We start from the raw sequence: 19,821 nt of genomic DNA on the forward strand, positions 1-19,821 counted from the left end.
CGTCTGCCCCGGCAGGGGTCAGCCGCTCCAGCCGGGGACGGCGGTACGGACGGTCAGCGCATGCTCCACCAGGTGGATCAGCGCGCTCTTCACCGACTCCTTCGACCGCGCGTCGAGCCGGATGAGCGGGATGTGCGCCGCGAGCGAGAGCGCGTCCCGCACCTCGGCGTCGCTGTGGGCGTAGTTGCCGTCCCAGCCGTTGATGCCCACGACGAACGGCAGCTGCGCCTCTTCGAAGTAGTCGATGGCCGGGAAGCTGTCGGCCAGCCGCCGGGTGTCGACCAGCACCACCGCGCCGATGGCACCGCGTACCAGGTCGTCCCACATGAACCAGAACCGGTGCTGCCCCGGCGTCCCGAACAGGTAGAGGATCAGGTCACGGTCCAAAGACACCCGGCCGAAGTCCATCGCCACCGTGGTGGTCGACTTCAGCGGGGTCATGCCGAGATCGTCGATCCCGGCAGAGGCGTCCGTCATCACCGCCTCGGTCGTCAGCGGCATGATCTCCGAAACCGCACCGACGAACGTCGTCTTGCCCACGCCGAAGCCACCGGCCACCACGATCTTCGTCGAGGTCAACCCCGGACTAGAGCCTGCGAAGTCCACTGAGCACCCTTTCCAGCAAGTTGACATCCGGCCGGCCCGCGTCTTCCAACGCGGGCTGGTGCACCCGCACCAGTCCTTCGGCCGCCATGTCCGCGATCAACACCCGAACGACACCCAAGGGAATACGCAGCAGGGCCGACACCTCGGCCACCGAGCGGACCTGCCGGCAGAGCTGGCTGATCGCCTGATACTCCGGCGTGATGTGGGAGAACTCCCTGTGCTCAGCCGTGGCCGAGGACACCAGCGCCTCCATCGCGAGCTTCACCCGCGGCGCCGTCCGCCCCCCGGTCACCGCGTACGGACGCACCGGCGAGGCCGGGTCAGCCTGTAACCGCGGCTGGGACTCGGGCTCCCAGCCACCGCTGTTCCACCGTGGATCCGTCACCACATCACCTAGTCTGGCTCGCGCGCAGCTCCGCACGGACCGCCGGTGTCAGCACCTGACCGGCACGGTCCACCATCAGCGTCATCTGATACGCCACCAGTCCCATATCACAATCAGGGGCTGCTAAAACCGCTAAGCATGAACCATCTGAAATCGACATGATGAGCATCAGCCCCCTTTGCATCTCGACGATCGTCTGATTGACCACGCCGCCCTCGAACACCCGGGCCGCGCCCTGGGTGAGCGACACCAAGCCGGACGCGATGGCCGCCAGCTGGTCCGCCCGATCCGCCGGGAAGCCCGACGAGGCCGCCAGCGGCAGCCCGTCGGACGACACGACCACCGCGTGCGCCACTCCTGGCACGGTGCTGACGAAGTCGGTGATCAGCCAGTCGACGCCACGCGCCGCATGGCTCAGCTCGTTCATATGTTCTCCTCCGGATCGTCTCCGCCGTCCACCGCCCGCATCGGGCCGCCGAAGCCGGACCCGGTGGCGCGCCCGCCGTTGATGTCCTCGCGCGCCGCGCGGAAGCCCTGCTGGAAGTTGGACAGCCGCGACCGCACCCGGTCCGGGGAGACCGAGGGCACCGGTGAGACCCCGCGCGGAGAGTTGACCGTCTCCGCCGAGCCCGGCACCAGGTTCGCCTTCGGCACCCGCTTGGGCAGTCCCGCGGCCGTCGCCCCGCCGCGCGCCGGCTCGACCGCGGCCTTGGCCGCCGACCAGCCCTCGTCCGCCTTCTCCGAGCTCCAGACCGCGCTGCTTCCGCCACGCTCGAACCACGCGGATTCGACGGCGGCGAAGATCGGCAGGTAGTCGTCTCCAGCGGGTTTCAGTCCGGGGTCGGTCGTCGCACCCTGCTCGATCTCGGGGAAGTCGTACCTGGGACGCTGCGGCGGGTCGATCCGCTCGCCCTTCGCCCAGCTCGGCGGCTGATCAGGAGCGGAGCGCCGGGGCAACTGGTCGCCGTTCCAGCCGGGCTCGCGCGGGGGCAGCCAGACGTCGGCGGAGTCGAAGCCGCCGACACCGGCCCCGGGTCCGGGGCCGCGCGGGTCGACCGGCCAGCCGCTGCCGTTGTTGCTCCCGCCACCGCCGCCTCCGGCACCACTGCCACCGCCGTCGCTCGGCGGCCAGGGTGGGGCGGGCCAGCCGGGGCCGTCGGGGTTGGACGGGTAGGACGGGTGGGCCGGGCCCATCTGGTAGGGCCCCGCACCGAACTCCGGCATGGGAGCCGCGTGCGGTCCCACGTACGGCTGCTCCTCACGAGGGCCGCTGGAGGCGCCCGCCAGAGCGGCCGGCTGGGCGAGCAGCGACTCGGGCATGAGCACCATGGCGGTCAGCCCACCCGAGCCGTGCGGTCGCAATTGCACCCTGATGCCGTGCCGGTGCGCCAGCCTGGCCACCACGAACAGGCCCATCCTGCGCGACACCGACACGTCCACGCTGGGCGCGTCGGTCAGCCGCTCGTTGGCCTGGGTGAGCTCCTCGATGGTCATGCCGATGCCGGAGTCGGTGATGGACAGCATCACGCCGCCGCCGTCGATCCGGCTGCCGGACACCGTCACCCGGGTCTCTCTCGGGGAGAACGACAGCGCGTTCTCCACCAGCTCGGCCAGCAGGTGGATGATGTCGTTGACGGCCTGCCCGGCGATCGAGACGCCGTCGGGCACCTGCAGCACCACGCGCTCGTAGTTCTCCACCTCCGACAGGGAGGCGCGGGCCACGTCCACGAGCTTGACCGGCTGGCTCCAGCGGCGCGGCGGGTCCTGACCGGCCAGGACCAGCAGGTTCTCGCTGTTGCGGCGCATGCGGGTGGCCAGGTGGTCCAGCTTGAACAGGTTGCCGAGCCGCTGTTCGTCCTGCTCGCCCTGCTCCAGCCCGTCGATCAGGGTAATCTGCCGTTCCACCAGCGTCTGGCTACGGCGGGACAGGTTCACGAACATCGCGTTGACGTTGCTGCGCAGCCGCGACTCCTCGCCCGCCAGGCGGACCGCCTCACGGTGCACCTCGTCGAAGGCCCGCGCCACCTCCCCGATCTCGTCGTGCGTGGTGACGCCGATCGGCACCACCGGACCGGCCACGCCGTCCGCGCTCTCCCGCAGCTTGCGCACGGTCTGCGGCAGGCGCTGGCCCGCTACCTCCAGGGCCTCGCGGCGCAGCTTGCGCAGCGGCCTGATCAGCGATCGGGCGATGAGCGCGATGATGGCGAGCACCACGACCAGCAGGATGAGGATGAGCACGCCGGAGACCAGGGCGGTGGTGTTGGCGCCGTTCTCCAGCGCGCGGGCGCGCAGGATGACCGCGGCGGCCAGCCCCTTCTCCACCTCGCGCATCGCGTCGATCTTGCCTGTGCTGACGTCGAACCAGGTGGCCACGTCCCTGGCCGGTCTGGTGCCGATGCTCAGCGGTTTGCTCTCCGACGACTGGGCGATGGCCCGCAGCCGGAACAGGTCGGTCTGGTCGACGTCCCGGCCGACGACGCTGTTGCGATAGAGCTCCAGCTGCTCCTGGGAGGCGAGGGTGGCGAAGAGGGTCTGCTCGCTCTCCTCCCGGGCCTTGGCGGCGGTGAAGGAGTCGAGCTCGCCGGCGTCGAACCCCTTCTTGTCCAGGGCACTGGCCAGGATGCCGCGCTGCTTGGAGGCCTGCTCCTTGGCCCGCGCGATCGCCGCCCCGGCGCCCGCGCCACGGGAGACCTGGTCGTCGACCGCGACCTCGCCGACCTGGTCGTGGAACTGGAGGAGGGAGGAGATGATCTGGGAGTACTTGGAGATCGTCGGCAGCGGCTGGATCTTCCCCTTGACCGCGGTCTCGCGCAGCGTCGCGACCTCTTCCAGCCGCCGCAACACCGAGCGCACCGCCGCCTCGTGGGTGCCGGCGAGCGCCGTGGCACGCTGCTTGGCCGCCAGGACCAGGTCGTCGACCCCGTCGTAGGTGTTGCGGAGCTGCGGCTCGCTGGCCGGGGGGCGGCCCTGGGCGATGTAGAGAGCGGTCTGGTCACGTTCGAAGGCCAGTTCGTGGCTGACGGCGCCGAGAGCCTCGCTGAACTCGGCGACCTCTCGCAGTGTCTGATAGGTGTCGGCGTCCCGGAGCGAGGTGAACACGCTCAGACCGCCTAACGCCACGGCCACCGCCGTGGGTACGACGATCAGCGCGACGAGTCGCGATCGGACGTGCCAGTTCCCCAGCCCGAATCTTCTCGTAGAAGGCTTGGGCACCCGGCGCTTCTGATGGCCGTGCGCCTCGCGGTCAGCGGTAGCTCCAGCGTTCTGCGTAGTCACTGCCTTCGCAACCTCTCGCCCCAGAGGGGAAATCTCGATCACCATGCTTGCTCGTCGCATGCGGGGCTCTGTGTACTATCGAAATGAGGGCCATTTGAGCATACGACGATGACCGGGATCAAACATCAGGAAATGTCACACTGTGCATATCCCTATTTGTCGCACATGACAAGGCCGGTCCGCCACGCTGAATAGCGAAACGGACTGACTCGTCTCAGCTCGCATGAGCCGATCTTCGACTCGCCCCACCGGCATCCGCTTCCCCGGGCGTCACCTCCTTCCCCTGAGGGCACGAACCGCGCCATATTAGGCGAAAGCACGAAGACTGTTTACTGGTCGGGTCAATCCTTACGATATAGCGCCAAACTGGCGATGCAACCACAAGTGTTATTTTCTCGATGATGGCGCATCATGTGGTGCTACCGTCAGGTCCTGTCGTGCGCCATGCACACTGTCCCGCGAGTATCCCCCGTAACATTCACCCCTCCTTCCCCTCCAGGCTCCACCTCATCGTGTGAAGGGAGTCCAAGACATGAGGCTTGGCCGTCCCGCCCGGGCCGCCATCATCGGGTTCGCCCTGGCGCTAGGAGTCGCCGCCTGCGGCGGCGGATCCGACACAGCCAGTCCACAGACGTCCGCCGCCGCCGGCAACGGCGGCTTGGAGAAGACCGAACTGAAGGTCGCCGCCCTGCCGGCCATCGACAGTGCCGCGCTGTTCGTCGCCATTGACCAGAAACTCTTCGAGAAGGAGGGGCTCAAGGTCACGCCGGAGATCGTCCAGTCGTCGCCCGAGGCCATTCCGATGATGCTCAACGGCGAGATCGACGCGATGTTCGGCAATTACGTGTCGATGTTCCAGGCGCACGATCAGGGCGCGCTGAAGCTGCGGATCCTGGCCGAAGGATCGCGCGCCGCACCGGACTCGCTGAGCATCATGGCTCTGCCTGACTCACCGATCAAATCCGCCAAGGACCTCGAAGGCAAGACGATCAATGTGAACGTCCTGCGTAATTTCCAGGAACTCGCGCTCACCCAAGTCCTGAAAGCCAACGACGTCGACCCGACGAAGATCAAGTATGTTGCCGTGACGTTCCAGAACATCATGCCCGCGTGGCAAAAGGGACAGCTCGATGCCGCATATTTGGGCGAGCCGATGGTAACGGCGGCAACGTCCTCGATGGGCGCCAGAAAGATTCTCGATCCCGCCTCCGGCCCCGCGGCCGAATTCCCCATCTCCGGCTATATCGGCACGCAGGAGTGGTACGACAAGCATCCGAAGACCGCAGCCGCATTCCAGCGGGGGCTGCACAACGCGGCCAAGATGATGGAGAACAACCGTGAGGTGGTGGCCAACGTGCTGCCGAACTTCACCCAGATCGACAAGGACACGGCCGCGACCGTGACGTTCCCCTACTTCTCCAGCTCCGACAACCCGGTCCGGCTGCAACGCGTGGCCGACTGGATGCTGGAGGCCAAATGGCTCAGCAAGGAGATCGACGTCAAGTCGTTGATGTCCCCCACCACCTCCGGGTGAGCGCCCGGACCCGCACCCGTGACCGCCCGTCCACGGCCACCGCACGGTGGTCGCGGCGGGCGGTCGGGGTGCTCGCCTTCGCCGCGCTGTTCGAGGTGCTCGGCCGGGCCGGGCTCGTCGACGCCGGCTTCCTGCCGCCCACCTCGGTGATCCTCCTGCGCGCCGGCGAACTGCTCTTCGATCCAGCCTTCCGCGCGCACGCGGCGACCAGCATGCTGGCCTGGGCCATCGGGCTCGGCGTGGCGGCGCTGATCGCGGTGCCGCTCGGCCTGCTGCTCGGCAGCGTCCGGCTGATCGACGCGGCGACCCGGGCGATCGTCGAGTTCCTCCGCCCCATCCCGTCGGTGGCGCTCATCCCCCTGGTGGCGCTGGTCATCGGGACGGGCCTGCAGCTGCGCGTCACCCTGGTGATCTACGCCTCCCTCTGGCCCATCCTCTACAACACCATGTACGGCCTGCGCGGCGTCGACCCGGTCGCCAAGGAGTCGCTGCGGTCCTACGGCTTCCGCGCTCCGGCGGTGCTGTGGTGGGTGTCGCTGCCGTCGGCGGCGCCGTTCATCATGACCGGGTTCCGGCTGGCGACCGGGGTGGCGCTGATCCTCACTGTCAGCACCGAGATCGTGGCGGGCCGGGGCGAGGGCATCGGGGTGTTCATCTTCTTCGCGGGCATCGCGGTGCCGGCGAGGATGGACGACATCCTGGCCGGGGTCGTCTGGGTGGGGCTGTTCGGGGTGGTCGTCAACGCGCTGCTGGTCGCGGCCGAGCGACGGCTCTTCGCGTGGCAGCACGCCAGGCTCGGGGCGCCCTCCGGCGCGCCGGTCGCCGTGGGAGCCGGGCGGTGATCGCGGTGAGAAGGGCGACCGCGGTCCGTGTGAGCGCGGTCCGTGTGGGCGCGGTCAGGATGGTGCGGGCGGTGCGCGCGGTCATCGGCCGGCTCGCGCGGGCGCTCGCCTCCCGGTGGCTGCTGCTGGTCGTCCTGGTGGCGGCGTGGGAGTGGGGTACGACACTCGCCGGCAGCGCGTTCTTCCCGCCACCGTCCACGATCGTGACCCGGATGCACGCGATGTGGTTCTCCGGACCACCCGGGAGGCTCTTCCTGACCGACATGGCCGTCGAGAACGTCCTGCCCAGCCTGGGCCGGATGGCGGGCGGCCTGGCGGGCGGCGCGGTCATCGGCGTCGCTCTCGGGCTGGCGCTGGGGCTTTCGGCCAAGGCGTACGACTATCTCGACGGCGTCCTGCAGTTCCTGCGCGCGATCCCGCCCCCGGCGCTGGTCACCGTCTTCCTGGTGGTGTTCGGGTTCGGGCTGCGCATGCAATTGGCCTTCATCGTCTTCAGCATCCTGTGGCCGGTGCTGCTCAACACCGCCGACGGCGCCCGCTCGGTGGAGCCGCTGCACCTGAACACCGGGCAGGTGTTCCGGCTGTCGCGGGCGCAGCAGGTCTATCTGATCGTCCTGCCCTCCGCGCTGCCCAAGATCTTCGCCGGGCTGCGCCTGGCCCTGTCCCTGTCGCTGATCGTCACGGTCTTCGCCGAGCTGCTGCCCGGCACCACCAACGGCATCGGCTTCCAGCTCACCGTCGCCTACTCCACGTTCAACCTGCCGGCGATGTGGGCGGGCATCCTGCTGCTCGGCATCCTCGGCTATCTGCTCAACGAACTGTTCCTGGTCGCCGAGCGCCGCGTGCTGGCCTGGCACCACAGCGCCCAGCGGGTGGAGGTGTGAGCCGATCTCACAGTCCTTCGGTCACCCACCGGCTGCGGGGCGCGGCGTAGGGAGGCGTGTCCACACCCCAGGAGGAGATCCAGGTCGGCATGATCGCCAGCCAGATCGGCTCGAACCTGGGGTTCAGCCCCTCACCGCCCTGGAGGTGGATCCTGCCGACCCCGTGGACGGCGACGCCGCGCGGCCCGTCGTCGGTGAAGTCGTCCACCACGAGGGCGACCTGCTCGTTGTGCCGGACGTTGTGCCGGTAGCGGCGGGGACGGACGCCGTCGGGCAGCAGGTGGGAGCCGATCGCGAGCAGATTGCGCTCGGGGTCCAGCTTGAACCGGACGGGAACGACGTGGGGCGCCCCGGCGGCCGTGGCCGTCGCCAGCCTTGCCAGGTCGTGGGTGCGCAGGTAGGCGAGCTCCGCCTCAGTGAAGCCATTCATCAGGCACCACACACTACTCACGCGCGCTAGCCATAGTCATGTGCAAGATATGACCCCTTCGATAGAGTCGGCGTGTTATCGCCGGACTCGGCCCTAGGAATTCATTTTGCTGGAGATAGAGAACCTCACGCACATATATGGCGGCGGTGGGCCGAACGAGCATCACGCCATCGACGGGCTCGACCTCAAGGTGGCCGACGGCGAGCTGCTGTGCATCGTCGGGCCCTCCGGCTGCGGGAAGTCCACGTTGCTGCGCTCCATCGGCGGGCTGATCACGCCCACGGGCGGGCAGGTCAAGGTCGACGGCGCGCTGGTGAAGCAGACGCCCGCCAACCTGGCCGTGGTGTTCCAGGACTACAGCCGGTCGCTGTTCCCCTGGATGTCGGTGGCCGACAACGTCGCGCTGCCGCTGCGCCGTAAGGGTCTCGACCGGCGCAAGCGGCGTGAGGCGGCGCAGGAGGCGCTGGCGTCGGTGGGGTTGACGGACGCGGGCCGGAAGTATCCCTTCCAGCTCTCCGGCGGCATGCAGCAGCGGGTGGCGATCGCTCGCGCGCTCGCCTACCGGCCGACCCTGATGCTCATGGACGAGCCGTTCGGCTCCGTCGACGCGCAGACCCGGGAGGATCTGGAGGACCTCGTGCTGGAGGTGCGCCGGCTCCACCAGATGACGATCGTGCTCATCACGCACGACATCGACGAGAGCGTGTACGTCGGCGACCGCGTCGTGGTGCTGTCCAAGGCGCCCGCGCACGTGGTCGGCGACCTGAACGTGGAGCTGCCGGGGCCCCGCGACCAGATCACCACCCGCGAACACCCTGACTTCGTCCACCTGCGGGCCGAGGTCGGGCGGCTGGTGCGCGGCCACACGGTCGCGCACTGATCCACGTACTGATCGACGTCCTGATCGATGGGGGATGGTTCGCCGCCTCAGCGGTGCCCGCGGCACCGCTGAGGCGCTCGGATCACGCCGGAGCGTGCGTGTGACGCGTCAGCGCGTGCTCCACGAGGGTGATCAACGTGGTCTTGACCGCGTCCCTGGATCGGGCGTCCAGACGCACGACGGGGGTGTGCGAGCCCAGTGACAGCGCCTCGCGCACGTCGTCCTCCCCGTGCGCGAACTGCCCGTCCCAGCCGTTGATCCCGATGATGAAGGGCAGCTTGGCCTCTTCGAAGTAGTCGATGGCCGGGAAGCTGTCGGCCAGCCGACGGGTGTCCACCAGCACCACCGCGCCGATCGCGCCACGCACCAGGTCGTCCCACATGAACCAGAACCGGTGCTGACCGGGCGTGCCGAACAGGTAAAGGATCAGGTCACGGTCCAGCGACACCCGGCCGAAGTCCATCGCCACGGTCGTGGTCGTCTTGTTCGGCGTGAGCGAGACGTCGTCGACCCCCGCCGAGGCGTCGGTCATCACCGCCTCCGTGGTCAGCGGCAAGATTTCGGACACCGCTTTCACGAACGTCGTCTTGCCAACGCCGAACCCGCCGGCCACGACGATCTTCGTCGAGGTCAGGCCGGCGCTAGAGCCTGCGAAGTCCACTGAGCACCCTTTCGAGCAAGTTGAGGTCCGGCTTTCCCGCTTCCAGCGCAGGCTGGTGCACGCGGATCAGGCCTTCCGACGCCATGTCGGCGATCAGCACCCGGACCACCCCAAGGGGCTGGTGTAAGAGGGCTGAGATCTCAGCAACCGATCGGACGTTCCGGGTCAGCTGAATGATCGCCTGATACTCCGGACTTAATAGAGAAATATCTTGATATTCGGACGTCACCGAGGACACCAGCGCCTCCATGGCGAACTTCATCCGCGGCGCAGTCCGCCCCCCGGTCACGGCATAAGGCCGTACCAGGGAGCTCGACTTCGGCGGACGGGGAGCCGACGGATGCGGCGGAGTGCTATCACCAGCCCAACCCTGACCTGACACCATGATCTCCTGTCACCGCCCGTCTAGCGGGGGCGGGCCGCCTGCAGTTCGGCGCGTACGGCCGGTGTGAGCACCTGGCCCGCACGCTCGACCAGCAGCGTCATCTGGTAGGCCACCAGGCCCATGTCGCAGTCGGGTGCCGCCAGCACCGCGAGACAGGACCCGTCGCTGATCGACATGATCATCAACAGTCCACGCTGCATCTCGATGACGGTCTGGGTGACCATGCCGCCCTCGAAGACGCGGGCGGCACCCTGGGTCAGACTGATCACACCTGAGGCGACAGCGGCAAGCTGGTCGGCTCTGTCCTTGGGGAAACCTTCGGAGAAGGCCAGAGGCAGGCCGTCTGACGACACCACGACGGTGTGCGCCACACCAGGCACGTTGTTGACAAAATCGGTGATCAGCCAGTTGATGCCACGCGCTCCCTGGCTCAGTTCTCTCATTGCTGCTCCTCCTCATTCTCGTCTCCGCGGGTGAACGCGCGGCCTTGCCGTACGCCTTGCTGGAAGCTGGACAACCGGCTTCGCAGCCGTTCGGGAGAGATCTGCGGGGCCGGCGAGGTGACTGGGGGTTCAGCCAGGCTCGCCGTTCCGGGCACCAGGTTCGCCTTCGGGACGCGGCGCGGCAGCCCGGACGCGGTGGTGCCGCCCTTGGCGGGCTCGGCCGCCGCCTGTGCCGCCTGCCAGCCGCTGTCCGCCGGCGAGGTCCACGACGGGGTGACACCCGACTCGCCCGGCCTGCGCTGCGGCAGCGCGGGCTTGTCCAGCGACGCGGGCTGGCCCGCCGACGCCGCCTCGACCGGCCGGACCGCCGGCTGCGCCTGCGTCTCCGGTTCGGGCTCGGGGTCGGGCTGGCGGGGGGCGACCTGCTCGGGTTCGGGCCGGCGGAACCAGTCGGATCCGACGGAGGAGAAGATCGGCAGGAACTCCTCGCCCTGCTCCTCGATCGGCGAGCTGCGCACCACGGGGAGCGGGCCGGTCAGGTCCTGCGAGGAGTAGTCGCCGGGCCCGAACGGGTTGACCGCCGCGTGGCCGTTCTGCGGGATCGACTCGGGGGCCTTGGGGCCCTCGGCGAAGGACGGCCAGCGCTGGTCGTCACCCGCGAGCGAGTTCCACCGCTGCTCGTCGGCCGCGAACGGCGACGGGCGCTGCTCCTCGCCGAAGGGCCGCTGCGGAGGCTGGGGAGGCTGCTGGCCGAAGGAGGTCCAGCGCGGCTCCTCCTGCGGCTGAGCGGGCGGCTCCGTGGCGAACGACGGCCAGCGGGGCTCGTCCTGCGCCAGCGGGGGAGGCTCCTCGGCGAACGACGGCCAGCGCTGATCACCGAGCGCCGGCGCCGGCGGGGGCGTCTCCTCGGCGAACGAGGGCCAGCGGGGCTCGTCCTTGGCCGGCGCGGGCGGCGCCTCGCCGCCGAAGGACGGCCACGGCTGCTCCTGCTGCTTCTGCGGCTCGGGGAACGGCGGCCAGGCCTCGCCCCCGGGCGCGGGCAGCGAGCCGGGCCACTGCGTGTCCATCGGAGCGCTGTCCTTGCCCCTGATGTCGGTCGTGTCCAACCCGGGCGGCATGGAGGCCAGGCCGGGCGGCGCCGCGTAGACGCCGGAGCCGTTCGTCGCCGGGCTCTGGTCGAACATGGCGGGGTCGAAGTTGGTGAACGCGTCGTACTGGGAGCGCTGCTGCGGCCCGCTGCCCGGCGTGCCGGCCAGCAGCATGTCGGGCAGCATGACCATCGCGCTCAGGCCGCCGCGCTCGCGCATCAGCAGCTGCACCCGGATGCCGTGGCGCAACGCCAGGCGGCCGACCACGAACAGGCCCATGCGCCGCGACACCGCGACGTCCACGACGGGCGGGTTGGCCAGCCGCCAGTTGGCCTCGGCCAGCTCCTCGGGGCTCATGCCGATGCCCAGGTCGTTGATCGTCACCAGTACGCCGCCCTCGTCGACGGCGCTGGTGACCTGGACCTTGCTCTCTCGCGGCGAGAACGAGACGGCGTTCTCGATCAGCTCGGCCAGCAGGTGCACGGCGTCGGTGACGGCCGGGCCGGCGACCATGGGGCCGGACGCGATCTGGATCTGGACCCGCTCGTAGTTCTCGACCTCCGACAGGGAGGCGCGGGCCACGTCGACCAGGGGGACCGGGTCACTCCACTTACGCGCGGCCTCCTGGCCCGCCAGGACCAGCAGGTTCTCGCTGTTGCGGCGCATACGGGTGGCCAGGTGGTCCAGGCGGAACAGGTTGGCGAGCCGGTTCTCGTCCTCTTCACCCTGCTCCAGGCCCTCGATGAGCTGGAGCTGCCGCTCGACCAGCGTCTGGCTGCGTCGCGACAGGTTGACGAACATCGAGTTGACGTTGGCGCGCAGCTTGGCCTCGTCGCCGGCCAGCCGGATCGCCTCGCGGTGGACCTCGTCGAAGGCGCGGGCCACTTCCCCGATCTCGTCCCGGGTGTCGATGCCGACCGACGGCACCTCGGGCACCCGGGCCGCGTCGCCGGACTCACGCAGCACGCGGACGGTCTCGGGCAGCCGGGTGGTGGCGACCTGGAGGGCCTCGGCCCGCAGCCGCCGCAGCGGGCGGACCAGCGAACCGGCCACCCGGGTGGTGATCACCAGCACGAGGAGCAGCAGGACCAGGATGGTGGCGCCGGAGATGATGGCGTTGCGCTGCTCGGTGTCGCTGAGCTCGCGGGTCTGCGTCACGATCTTGGTGGCCAGGCCGTCCTCGACCTTGCGCATGGCGTTGGTGGTCAGCAGGGTGCTCTCGTACCAGAGATTGATGTCCCGGCGTGAGGTGGTGTCGAGGTCCCGGATGCGCGCGTACTCGCGCAGCTGGGCCAGGGCCCGCTGGCGCATGGAGTCGGCGCGGTCGATCTCGATGCCGCGCACGGCCTGCGAGTAGGCCTTCAGGTCCTGCGGATCGGCCTCCTGCTCGAAGGCGGCGAGTTCGGCCTGCTGGCGGTTCCACGAGCCCAGGAAGTCGGACAGGTCGTCGTAGTCGAGCGACCGCTCCTCCAGCGCGACGATCATGATGCCCTGCTGGCGGGAGACCTCTTCCTTGGCCCGCTGGAGCGCGCGCAGCGCGTTCACGTCGCCCTGGAGGTCTTCGTCGTTGACGCCCTCGCCCAGGTCGGCCTGGAGCGCGGCGAGGACCTCGATGAGCCGCGAGTAGGTGCTGATCGAGGCTCGGGGCGGGACGCTCTGGCCCAGGAACGACTCACGCAGCCCCTTGAGGCCGTTGAGCCACCGGTTCATCTCGGCGACCTCGGCGCGCACCCGCGCGGAGTGGGAGGCGTCGATGGTGGCCGAGGCCTCCAGCACGCGCTGCTTGGCGGCGTCGACCGTGCCGCGCTGCGTGCGCAGCTGGGTCATCCGGCCGGGACGCCGGCCGTCGGCGACGTACCACGCGGTGAGGGTACGTTCCTTCCCGAGTTCGTGGGAGAGCACGCCGACGCGCTGCACCAGCTCGGCCACCTGGGTGAGCCGGCGGTACTCGCTGCTGGTGCCGATGGCGTCGGCCAGCTGGATGCCTGCGAGCAGCACACCCACGATCGTGGGGATGAGGATCAGCGCCACCAGCCTCGAGCGCACGCGCCAGTTCGCCAGCCGGAACCGTCCGCCTGTGTACTCCCCCGGCCTCGTGTGCTTGGGGTTTTCCGTCCTCACTGACTCTCGCAACCTCTCGCCGTTACGTGCTCGAAGGAAATCAGACACGCGTGTGGCGCATGGGATTCTGCCGGGCTGGGTAATTGGAACACAACCCGTACCAGATCGGCCAACCGAACATATCCCATCAAAGTCTCCCAAAGCAGGACTTTGGGCGACATTACGCCGTCCACGTTTCTCAGGCTGGGCGGAACGAGTCGCGTTCCGCGGGTGCCGTATGCTTGATCATCAGGTGGCGGGTCACGGAATACTCCTGGACCGCCTCCTGGCTCATGTCCTTGCCGAAGCCGCTGCCCTTGACCCCGCCGTGCGGGGCCTCACTGGCGATCGGCAGGTGATCGTTGACCCACGTCACCCCCACGTCGAGGCGGTGAGAGACGCGCATCGCGCGGGCGACGTCGGCCGACCACACCGACGAGGCCAAACCGTAACGCGTGTCGTTGGCCAGCCTGACCGCCTCGTCCTCGCCGTCGAACGGCAGCACCACCAGCACGGGCCCGAACAGCTCGCCCTGGACGATCTCGCTGTCCTGCGCGACGTCGGTCACCAGGGTGGGCGGGTAGAAGAATCCCGGCCCGTCGACCGGCGACCCGCCGTGCAGGATCCGCCCGCCCGAGCGGGAGACGAAGCCGTGCACCCGGTCCCGGTGCGCCGAGGAGATCAGCGGCCCGATGTCCGTGGCCGGGTTCCAGGGGTCGCCGACCCGGATCTCGGCGAGGGTCGCCCGGAGCGCCTCGACCGTCTCGCCGTAGACCTCGCGGGCGACGTAGACGCGGGTGGCCGCGGTGCAGTCCTGGCCGGTGTTGTACGTGGCGCCCAGGGCCACCCCGCGCGCCGCCTCGGCCAGGTCGGCGTCCTCGAAGACCAGCGCGGGCGCCTTGCCGCCGAGCTCCAGGTGGACCCGCTTGAGCGTGCCGGCCGCGCCCGTCATGACGGCCCGGCCGGTCTCGGTCGAGCCCGTCACGCTCACCATGTCCACGCCCGGATCGGTGACCAGCGCCTCGCCCACCTCGGCGCCGCCGGTGACCACCTGGACCAGCCCGTCGGGCGCGCCCGCCTTGGCGAACAGCTCCGCCAGGCGCAGCGTGCTGCGGGGCGTCTGCGGGGCCGGCTTGATGACCACCGCGTTGCCGGCCGCGACCGCCGGGCCGATCTTCCAGACGGCCATCACGAAGGGGAAGTTCCACGGCGCGATCGACCCGATCACCCCGACGGGGCGGCGCATCATGACCGAGGTGTAGCCGGCGCTGAACACCCCGGCCCCGGTTCCGTCCAGCGAGCGCGCGGCACCGGCGAAGAAGCGCAGGTTGTCGATGGCGAAGGGCAGCTCGCCGTCCCTGAACACGGCCGCGGGCTTGCCCGTCTCCTCCACCTCCAGCCTGGTCAGCTCGTCGGCGTCAGCCTCGGCCAGGTCCGCCACCCGCAGCAGCAGCCGGGCCCGCTCGGCCGGCGTGGTCCCGCCCCACTCGCCGAAGGCGTCCCTGGCCCGCCGCACGGCCGCGTTGACGGCCGCCACGGGGGTGTCCGGCAGCTCCGCGCAGGCGAGCCCGGTCGCGGGGTTGATCAATTCACGCATGGATATCTTTCCCTGGTGGTACCTGGATTCCGTACCTACTGCCGACCGAGGCGCTCGATCAGGTCAGCGGCCTTGCGCAGACCGTCGCGCCCGCGGATCTCTTCGCCGGCGGCGGCAAGTCTCGCACGGAGCTCACCGTCACCCAGAAGGCGGTCGAGCGCGCCCTTCAGCTCCTCGTCGGTGAAAGCGTAGGTGGAAAGCCTGACACCATAGCCCAACTCGTCCACCCGCTGCGCGTTGTCGTACTGGTCCCAGAAGAGCGGGAGCAAGATCATCGGCTTGCCGAAGTGCAGCGCCTCGGTGGTGGTGTTGTTGCCGCCGTGCGTGATGACCAGGTCACACAGGGGTATGATCTTCGTCTGGGGCAGGAACTCGGCGCCCCACATGTTGTCGGCGAGTTTGATCTCCTCGTGCAGCGGGCCCTTGGAGACGATGATCTGGTGCGGGGTGGTGCCCAGCACGTCGATCACCCGCTGCATCAGCTCCACGTCCGAGGAGCCGAGCGAGCCGAGCGAGAAGTAGATCAGCGATCCCTCGTTGCGCTCGAAGGGCAGCTCGAAGTCCTCGTCGGTCTCCCGGACGGAGGAGTCGAGGCGGTGCCAGTTCTCGCCGAGCGGCCGGGCGCCGGCGTAGTCGAGGATCTCCGGGAACACGTAGAGGTTCAGGTCGCCCTCGTGGATGAAGTCCAGCTCGGGCAGCGGCTCGGTGCCCTGCTCGACACACCAGGCGTTGAAGGCGCTCCAGATCTCGCGGTGGGTGCGGTCGTACTCCGCGCGGAAGGCGTCCCACTCGGAGCGGTCGTCGGCGGGCAGCCCGGAGAAGACCGGCGCGACGCCCTCGCCGCGCACCTCCAGCGGGTTGCAGGAGACGATCCGGACGAACTTCTTGCCGGCGGTGAGCAGCGCCGGGAAGGTGATCACGTTGTCCTCGACGATGACGTCCGGCCGGACCCGCTCGATGATCTCCTTGAGCTGCGGCTCGCAGTACTTCACGCCGTCGATCAGCGAGTCCCAGATGGGCTTGGTGACGGTCTCCAGCTGCTCAAGGGTGCTCTTGCGGTACTCGGGCGCGGTCTCGCGGATGAAGTCCTTCCAGAACTGACCGGCGTCCTGCTCCTCCTCGGCGGGCGGGGCCAGGTCGACCAGGTCCTCCTCGAAGCCGAGCGCCTCCAGCTTGCCCTTCCATGACGCCTCGGCGGCGAACACGACGCGGTGGCCGCGATTGCGCAGGATGTCGCCGATGCCGATGGAGTTGTTGGTGGGCCCGTAGGCGCTTTCCGGCATGAACAGGATGGTGAGAGACATGGGCACTCCGGTAGGGCTAGACATTTGAATGGGAATTCAAATACTCAAGTAGCGAGAAGGTCAACTTCAGGGCACTATGGTCACGGATTATTGAACTGCAGGCGAAGAAAATGGCGAGGTGGTGAAGATGGCCCAGCGCAAGAGCCGTACTGACCGGCGCATCGACCTGATCGAGGCGGCGCGGCGGGCCATCATCAAGCACGGCGTCGACGGCGTCCAGCTCTCCCACGTGGCCGAGGAGGCCGGGCTGACCTCCGGCGCCGTCCTCTACCACTACCCCGACCTGGGCGAGCTGCTCGTCGAGGCGCAGCACGCCGGGATGGAGCGCTTCTACGAGCAGCGGCTGCGGCAGATCGCCGCCCTCACCGACCCGGTCACCAAGCTGGTGCTGACCATCAAGTCGGGGCTGCCCACCGGCCCGCTCGACCCGGACGTGCGGCTGCTCAACGAGCTGGGCGGAGCCGCCGGGCGGCACCGCGTCTACGGGGTGCTGCTCACCTCGCTCTACGACCGGCAGGTGTCGATGTACCAGTCGATCCTGGACACGGGGTCGGCGCTCGGGGTCTTCAGGCTCACCGCCGACGCGCTGTCGATCTCGCGCAACCTGGTGGCGCTGGAGGACGCCTACGGCTACCGGATCACGGCCCGGCATCCGCTCATCGGCCCTCAGGAGGCGGCGGACCTGATCCTGTCCTACGCGCGCACGGTGACGGGCAACGACCTGCTTCATTGATCCACCGGGATGATCACGGCGTCGTCGGTCCGCCAGCCGAGGGTGACCTCGGCGCCGGACTTGACCTCGCTCGCGCCCTGCACCGCCACCAGCACCGGCTTGGGCCGGCCGGGCACCGACACCGAGATGTGCGAGACGCCGCCGTAGAAACTGACGTCGAGCACCGAGCCCTTGAGGCCCCCCGCGTCCGTCGCCTCGCCCAGGCGTACCTTCTCCGGCCGGATGCCGAGCAGCGCCTTGGCGCCCGTCTCCAGCGCCCGCAGCGGCCGTCCACGCAGCGCGCCGAAGTCCGCGGTCTCCAGCGAGTCCTCGTCGCCCAGGGCGCCCTCGAACAGGTTGTTGGCCCCGACGAAGTCGGCCACGAACCGGGTGTGCGGGCGCTCGTACAGCGCGACCGGCTCGTCCACCTGGCGAACCACGCCGTGGTCGAAGACCGCGATGCGGTCGGCGAGCGACATGGCCTCCTCCTGGTCGTGGGTGACGACCACGAAGGTGATGCCGACCTCGTTCTGCAGCCGCTTGAGCTCCAGCTGCATGTCCGCGCGGACCTTCTTGTCCAGGGCCGACAGCGGCTCGTCCAGCAGCAGCAGGCGGGGGCGCTTGACGATGGAGCGGGCCAGCGCGACGCGCTGGCGCTGGCCGCCGGACAGGTGCTGCGGCTTGCGGCCGGCGTGCGCCGACAGGCCCACGGTCTCCAGCACCTCGCCGACGCGCTGCTTGATCTCCTGACGCGGCAGCTTCTCGCGCTCCAGGCCGTAGGCGACGTTCTTGGCCACCGTCATGTGCGGGAACAGCGCGTACGACTGGAACATCAGGCTGATCGGCCGGCGGTTCGGCTGCTTGCCCAGCAGGTCCTCCCCGTCCAGCGTCACCGTGCCGCTGTCGGGGGTCTCGAAGCCGGCGATGATGCGCAGCAGGGTCGTCTTGCCACAGCCCGACGGGCCGAGCAGGGCGAAGAACTCGCCCTGCCCGATCTCCAGTGAGACGCCGTCGAGCGCGGTGACCTCGCCGAACCTGCGGGTGATCCCGTCAATCTTGAGCACGTGACTCCCCGATCTTGGTCATGCGCTGCCCCACGATCACCGCCGTGAAGCTCACCAGGAGCAAAACCGCGGCCAGCGCGTTGATCTTCGGGGTCACCCCGAAACGAATCATGGAATAGATGACGATCGGCAGCGTCTGCTCGCTGTTGCCGATCGTGAAGAAGGCGATCACGAACTCGTCCAGCGACAGCGTGAACGCCAGCAGCGCCCCCGCCACGATGCCCGGCGCGAGCTGCGGCAGTGTGACCTTCCTGAACGTGGTCACCGGGCCGGCGCCCAGGTCGCGCGAGGCCTCCTCCAGCGAGCCGTCGCTGCCCGAGAGCCGGGTGCGCACCACCGCCGCCACGAAGGCCATGGCGAACACGCCGTGCGCCAGGATCACCGAGTAGAGCCCCAGCGTGAGCTGGATCATGCCGTAGAAGAGCAGCAGGCCGATGGCGAGCACCAGGTCGGGCAGCACGGCCGGCATCAGCGCGACCGCGTCCAGCGTCTTGGACCTGGTGTGCCGGGCCAGGCCCACGGCGAGCAGCGTGCCGAGCACGGTGGCGATCACCGTGGAGCCCGTGGCCACGATGATCGTGTTGATCAGGCCGTCGATGATGCGCTCGTCCTGGGCGAGGTCGGCGTACCACTTGAGGCTGAAGCCCTCGTAGGTGTAAGCCGACTCGCCGGAGTTGAACGACATCACGACCAGCACGACGATCGGCGCGTACAGGAACACGTACGTCGCCCAGAACGGGACGTGCAGGAGCTTCGATCTACGCACGGCGGGCCACCCAGGCCTGCGCCAGCAGCAGCACGAGCAGCACCGCGATGAGGGCCAGCGCCAGCGTGGAGCCGAACGGCCAGTCGCGGGCGGACAGGAACTCCGTGCGGATCAGGTTGCCCACCATGGCCGTCTTGCCGCCGCCCAGGATCTCGGGGATGACGAAGTTGCCGAAGCTCGGCACGAACACGAACAGGCAGCCGGTCAGCACGCCCGGCACCGTCAGCGGCAGCGTCACCTTGCGGAAGGTGGTGAACGCCGACGCGCCCAGGTTGGCCGAGGCCTCACGCAGCTGCGGGTCGAGCTTCTCGATCGCGGCGTACAGCGGCAGCACCATCAGCGGCAGGTAGGAGTAGAGCAGGCCGGTGACGACGGCGCCCTCGTTGTAGAGCAGCTCGACGGGCTCCAGCCCCAGCGCCTGCAGGCCGGAGTTGACCAGCCCTGGGCCGCTCAGCAGCATGATCCAGGCGTAGGCGCGGATGATGAAGTTGGTCCAGAACGGCAGCACGATCGCGACCAGCGCGATCGTCTTCCACTTACGCGGAAGCTGCGCGATCAGGTAGGCCGTCGGGTAGCCGAGCAGCAACGCGATCAGCGTGGCGAGCCCCGCGATCTTCAGCGAGGTGCCGAGGACGCTCAGGTAGAGAGGGTCGAACAGGCGGGCGAAGTTCTCGCCCGTGAACTCGTAGACGACGCCACCGAACCGCCCACGCTGGAAGACCGTGTAGCTGAGCACCAGCGCCAGCGGCACCAGGAGCAGCACGATCAGGTAGGTGAGCCCGGGGGCCAGGAAGACGAATGCGCCCAGCCGGCGCCCCCGCGAAGGGGACACCGGCCGGGCTCCGATCGAAACTTTCACCGCAA

General features: G+C 69.1%; 18 protein-coding genes and 1 pseudogene. 5 read left to right on the plus strand and 14 right to left on the minus strand.

Features of this window, described 5'->3' with window-relative positions:
- Positions 1 to 18 precede the first annotated feature (18 nt).
- From ACIBQX_RS29180 to ACIBQX_RS29195, 4 genes are read right to left on the minus strand one after another with little or no spacing between them, the layout of a single operon-like run.
- Positions 19 to 579: a GTP-binding protein gene (locus tag ACIBQX_RS29180; RefSeq protein WP_397009990.1), complete on the minus strand. Its 561-nt coding sequence runs from the start codon at positions 577 to 579 to the stop codon at positions 19 to 21.
- A gap of 7 nt (positions 580 to 586) precedes the next feature.
- Positions 587 to 991: a DUF742 domain-containing protein gene (locus tag ACIBQX_RS29185; protein ID WP_372462240.1), complete on the minus strand. Its 405-nt coding sequence runs from the start codon at positions 989 to 991 to the stop codon at positions 587 to 589.
- 4 nt (positions 992 to 995) lie between these two features.
- Positions 996 to 1,418 carry a roadblock/LC7 domain-containing protein gene (locus ACIBQX_RS29190; protein ID WP_336208249.1) on the minus strand — a complete coding sequence of 141 codons (423 nt, stop codon included), beginning with the start codon at positions 1,416 to 1,418 and terminating at the stop codon, positions 996 to 998.
- On the minus strand, positions 1,415 to 4,204 hold the full coding sequence (locus tag ACIBQX_RS29195) for a nitrate- and nitrite sensing domain-containing protein (RefSeq protein ID WP_397009993.1): 2,790 nt from the start codon (positions 4,202 to 4,204) through the stop codon (positions 1,415 to 1,417). Before ACIBQX_RS29195 ends, ACIBQX_RS29190 begins: the two co-directional genes overlap by 4 nt.
- Positions 4,205 to 4,799: 595 nt before the next feature.
- On the opposite strand from ACIBQX_RS29195, the gene ACIBQX_RS29200 reads away from it, so the two are divergent.
- The 3 genes from ACIBQX_RS29200 to ACIBQX_RS29210 are packed head-to-tail and all read left to right on the plus strand — an operon-like array spanning position 4,800 to position 7,527.
- On the plus strand, positions 4,800 to 5,801 hold the full coding sequence (locus ACIBQX_RS29200) for an ABC transporter substrate-binding protein (RefSeq protein ID WP_397009995.1): 1,002 nt from the start codon (positions 4,800 to 4,802) through the stop codon (positions 5,799 to 5,801).
- Positions 5,798 to 6,643 carry an ABC transporter permease gene (locus tag ACIBQX_RS29205; RefSeq protein WP_397009997.1) on the plus strand — a complete coding sequence of 282 codons (846 nt, stop codon included), beginning with the start codon at positions 5,798 to 5,800 and terminating at the stop codon, positions 6,641 to 6,643. Before ACIBQX_RS29200 ends, ACIBQX_RS29205 begins: the two co-directional genes overlap by 4 nt.
- Positions 6,644 to 6,672: 29 nt before the next feature.
- Positions 6,673 to 7,527, plus strand: a complete 855-nt coding sequence (locus ACIBQX_RS29210) for an ABC transporter permease (RefSeq protein ID WP_397009999.1) — start codon at positions 6,673 to 6,675, stop codon at positions 7,525 to 7,527.
- A gap of 7 nt (positions 7,528 to 7,534) precedes the next feature.
- Here ACIBQX_RS29210 and ACIBQX_RS29215 read toward each other — a convergent pair whose 3' ends face one another.
- Positions 7,535 to 7,957: a pyridoxamine 5'-phosphate oxidase family protein gene (locus ACIBQX_RS29215; protein ID WP_397010001.1), complete on the minus strand. Its 423-nt coding sequence runs from the start codon at positions 7,955 to 7,957 to the stop codon at positions 7,535 to 7,537.
- 106 nt (positions 7,958 to 8,063) lie between these two features.
- On the opposite strand from ACIBQX_RS29215, the gene ACIBQX_RS29220 reads away from it, so the two are divergent.
- Complete coding sequence (locus ACIBQX_RS29220) at positions 8,064 to 8,837, plus strand: ABC transporter ATP-binding protein (protein WP_397010003.1); 774 nt, start codon at positions 8,064 to 8,066, stop codon at positions 8,835 to 8,837.
- Positions 8,838 to 8,919: 82 nt separating this feature from the next.
- Here ACIBQX_RS29220 and ACIBQX_RS29225 read toward each other — a convergent pair whose 3' ends face one another.
- From ACIBQX_RS29225 to ACIBQX_RS29250, 6 genes and pseudogenes are all read right to left on the minus strand, one after another.
- Positions 8,920 to 9,498 carry a GTP-binding protein gene (locus tag ACIBQX_RS29225; protein WP_397010005.1) on the minus strand — a complete coding sequence of 193 codons (579 nt, stop codon included), beginning with the start codon at positions 9,496 to 9,498 and terminating at the stop codon, positions 8,920 to 8,922.
- On the minus strand, positions 9,479 to 9,883 hold the full coding sequence (locus ACIBQX_RS29230) for a DUF742 domain-containing protein (RefSeq protein ID WP_397010007.1): 405 nt from the start codon (positions 9,881 to 9,883) through the stop codon (positions 9,479 to 9,481). Before ACIBQX_RS29230 ends, ACIBQX_RS29225 begins: the two co-directional genes overlap by 20 nt.
- 20 nt (positions 9,884 to 9,903) lie before the next feature.
- Positions 9,904 to 10,317: a roadblock/LC7 domain-containing protein gene (locus tag ACIBQX_RS29235; RefSeq protein ID WP_197093780.1), complete on the minus strand. Its 414-nt coding sequence runs from the start codon at positions 10,315 to 10,317 to the stop codon at positions 9,904 to 9,906.
- 5 nt (positions 10,318 to 10,322) lie between these two features.
- Positions 10,323 to 13,460 (minus strand): nitrate- and nitrite sensing domain-containing protein, encoded by a 3,138-nt coding sequence (locus tag ACIBQX_RS29240; protein WP_397010008.1) that lies wholly within the window; start codon positions 13,458 to 13,460, stop codon positions 10,323 to 10,325.
- 253 nt (positions 13,461 to 13,713) lie between these two features.
- Positions 13,714 to 15,129: pseudogene (locus ACIBQX_RS29245) on the minus strand (aminobutyraldehyde dehydrogenase); the annotation flags it as partial.
- Between the two features lie 17 nt (positions 15,130 to 15,146).
- Positions 15,147 to 16,415 (minus strand): glycosyltransferase, encoded by a 1,269-nt coding sequence (locus ACIBQX_RS29250; protein ID WP_397010009.1) that lies wholly within the window; start codon positions 16,413 to 16,415, stop codon positions 15,147 to 15,149.
- 127 nt (positions 16,416 to 16,542) lie between these two features.
- On the opposite strand from ACIBQX_RS29250, the gene ACIBQX_RS29255 reads away from it, so the two are divergent.
- Complete coding sequence (locus tag ACIBQX_RS29255; RefSeq protein ID WP_397010010.1) at positions 16,543 to 17,148, plus strand: TetR/AcrR family transcriptional regulator; 606 nt, start codon at positions 16,543 to 16,545, stop codon at positions 17,146 to 17,148.
- On the opposite strand, the gene ACIBQX_RS29260 is transcribed toward ACIBQX_RS29255, so the two are convergent.
- From ACIBQX_RS29260 to ACIBQX_RS29270, 3 genes are read right to left on the minus strand one after another with little or no spacing between them, the layout of a single operon-like run.
- The gene (locus ACIBQX_RS29260; RefSeq protein ID WP_397010011.1) at positions 17,142 to 18,191 is read right to left on the minus strand and encodes an ABC transporter ATP-binding protein; all 1,050 of its coding nucleotides are present in this window, start codon (positions 18,189 to 18,191) and stop codon (positions 17,142 to 17,144) included. The genes ACIBQX_RS29255 and ACIBQX_RS29260 overlap by 7 nt on opposite strands.
- A complete protein-coding gene (locus tag ACIBQX_RS29265) occupies positions 18,178 to 18,957 on the minus strand; it encodes an ABC transporter permease (RefSeq protein WP_397010012.1) in 780 nt (259 codons plus the stop codon). The genes ACIBQX_RS29260 and ACIBQX_RS29265 overlap by 14 nt, the downstream gene beginning before the upstream one ends.
- Positions 18,950 to 19,816: an ABC transporter permease gene (locus ACIBQX_RS29270; RefSeq protein WP_397010014.1), complete on the minus strand. Its 867-nt coding sequence runs from the start codon at positions 19,814 to 19,816 to the stop codon at positions 18,950 to 18,952. Before ACIBQX_RS29270 ends, ACIBQX_RS29265 begins: the two co-directional genes overlap by 8 nt.
- Between the last annotated feature and the right edge of the window lie 5 nt (positions 19,817 to 19,821).

It is taken from the genome of Nonomuraea sp. NPDC049714 (assembly GCF_044465295.1).
In the GTDB taxonomy this organism is placed as follows: Bacteria; Actinomycetota; Actinomycetes; order Streptosporangiales; family Streptosporangiaceae; genus Nonomuraea.

Bases quoted from the DNA above. Each gene is read 5' to 3' on its own strand.
- ACIBQX_RS29190 (WP_336208249.1), bottom strand. From the start codon at position 1,418: ATGAACGAGCTGAGCCATGCGGCGCGTGGCGTCGACTGGCTGATCACC.
- ACIBQX_RS29200 (WP_397009995.1), top strand. From the start codon at position 4,800: ATGAGGCTTGGCCGTCCCGCCCGGGCCGCCATCATCGGGTTCGCCCTG.
- ACIBQX_RS29215 (WP_397010001.1), bottom strand. From the start codon at position 7,957: ATGAATGGCTTCACTGAGGCGGAGCTCGCCTACCTGCGCACCCACGAC.
- ACIBQX_RS29230 (WP_397010007.1), bottom strand. From the start codon at position 9,883: ATGGTGTCAGGTCAGGGTTGGGCTGGTGATAGCACTCCGCCGCATCCG.
- ACIBQX_RS29250 (WP_397010009.1), bottom strand. From the start codon at position 16,415: ATGTCTCTCACCATCCTGTTCATGCCGGAAAGCGCCTACGGGCCCACC.
- ACIBQX_RS29255 (WP_397010010.1), top strand. From the start codon at position 16,543: ATGGCCCAGCGCAAGAGCCGTACTGACCGGCGCATCGACCTGATCGAG.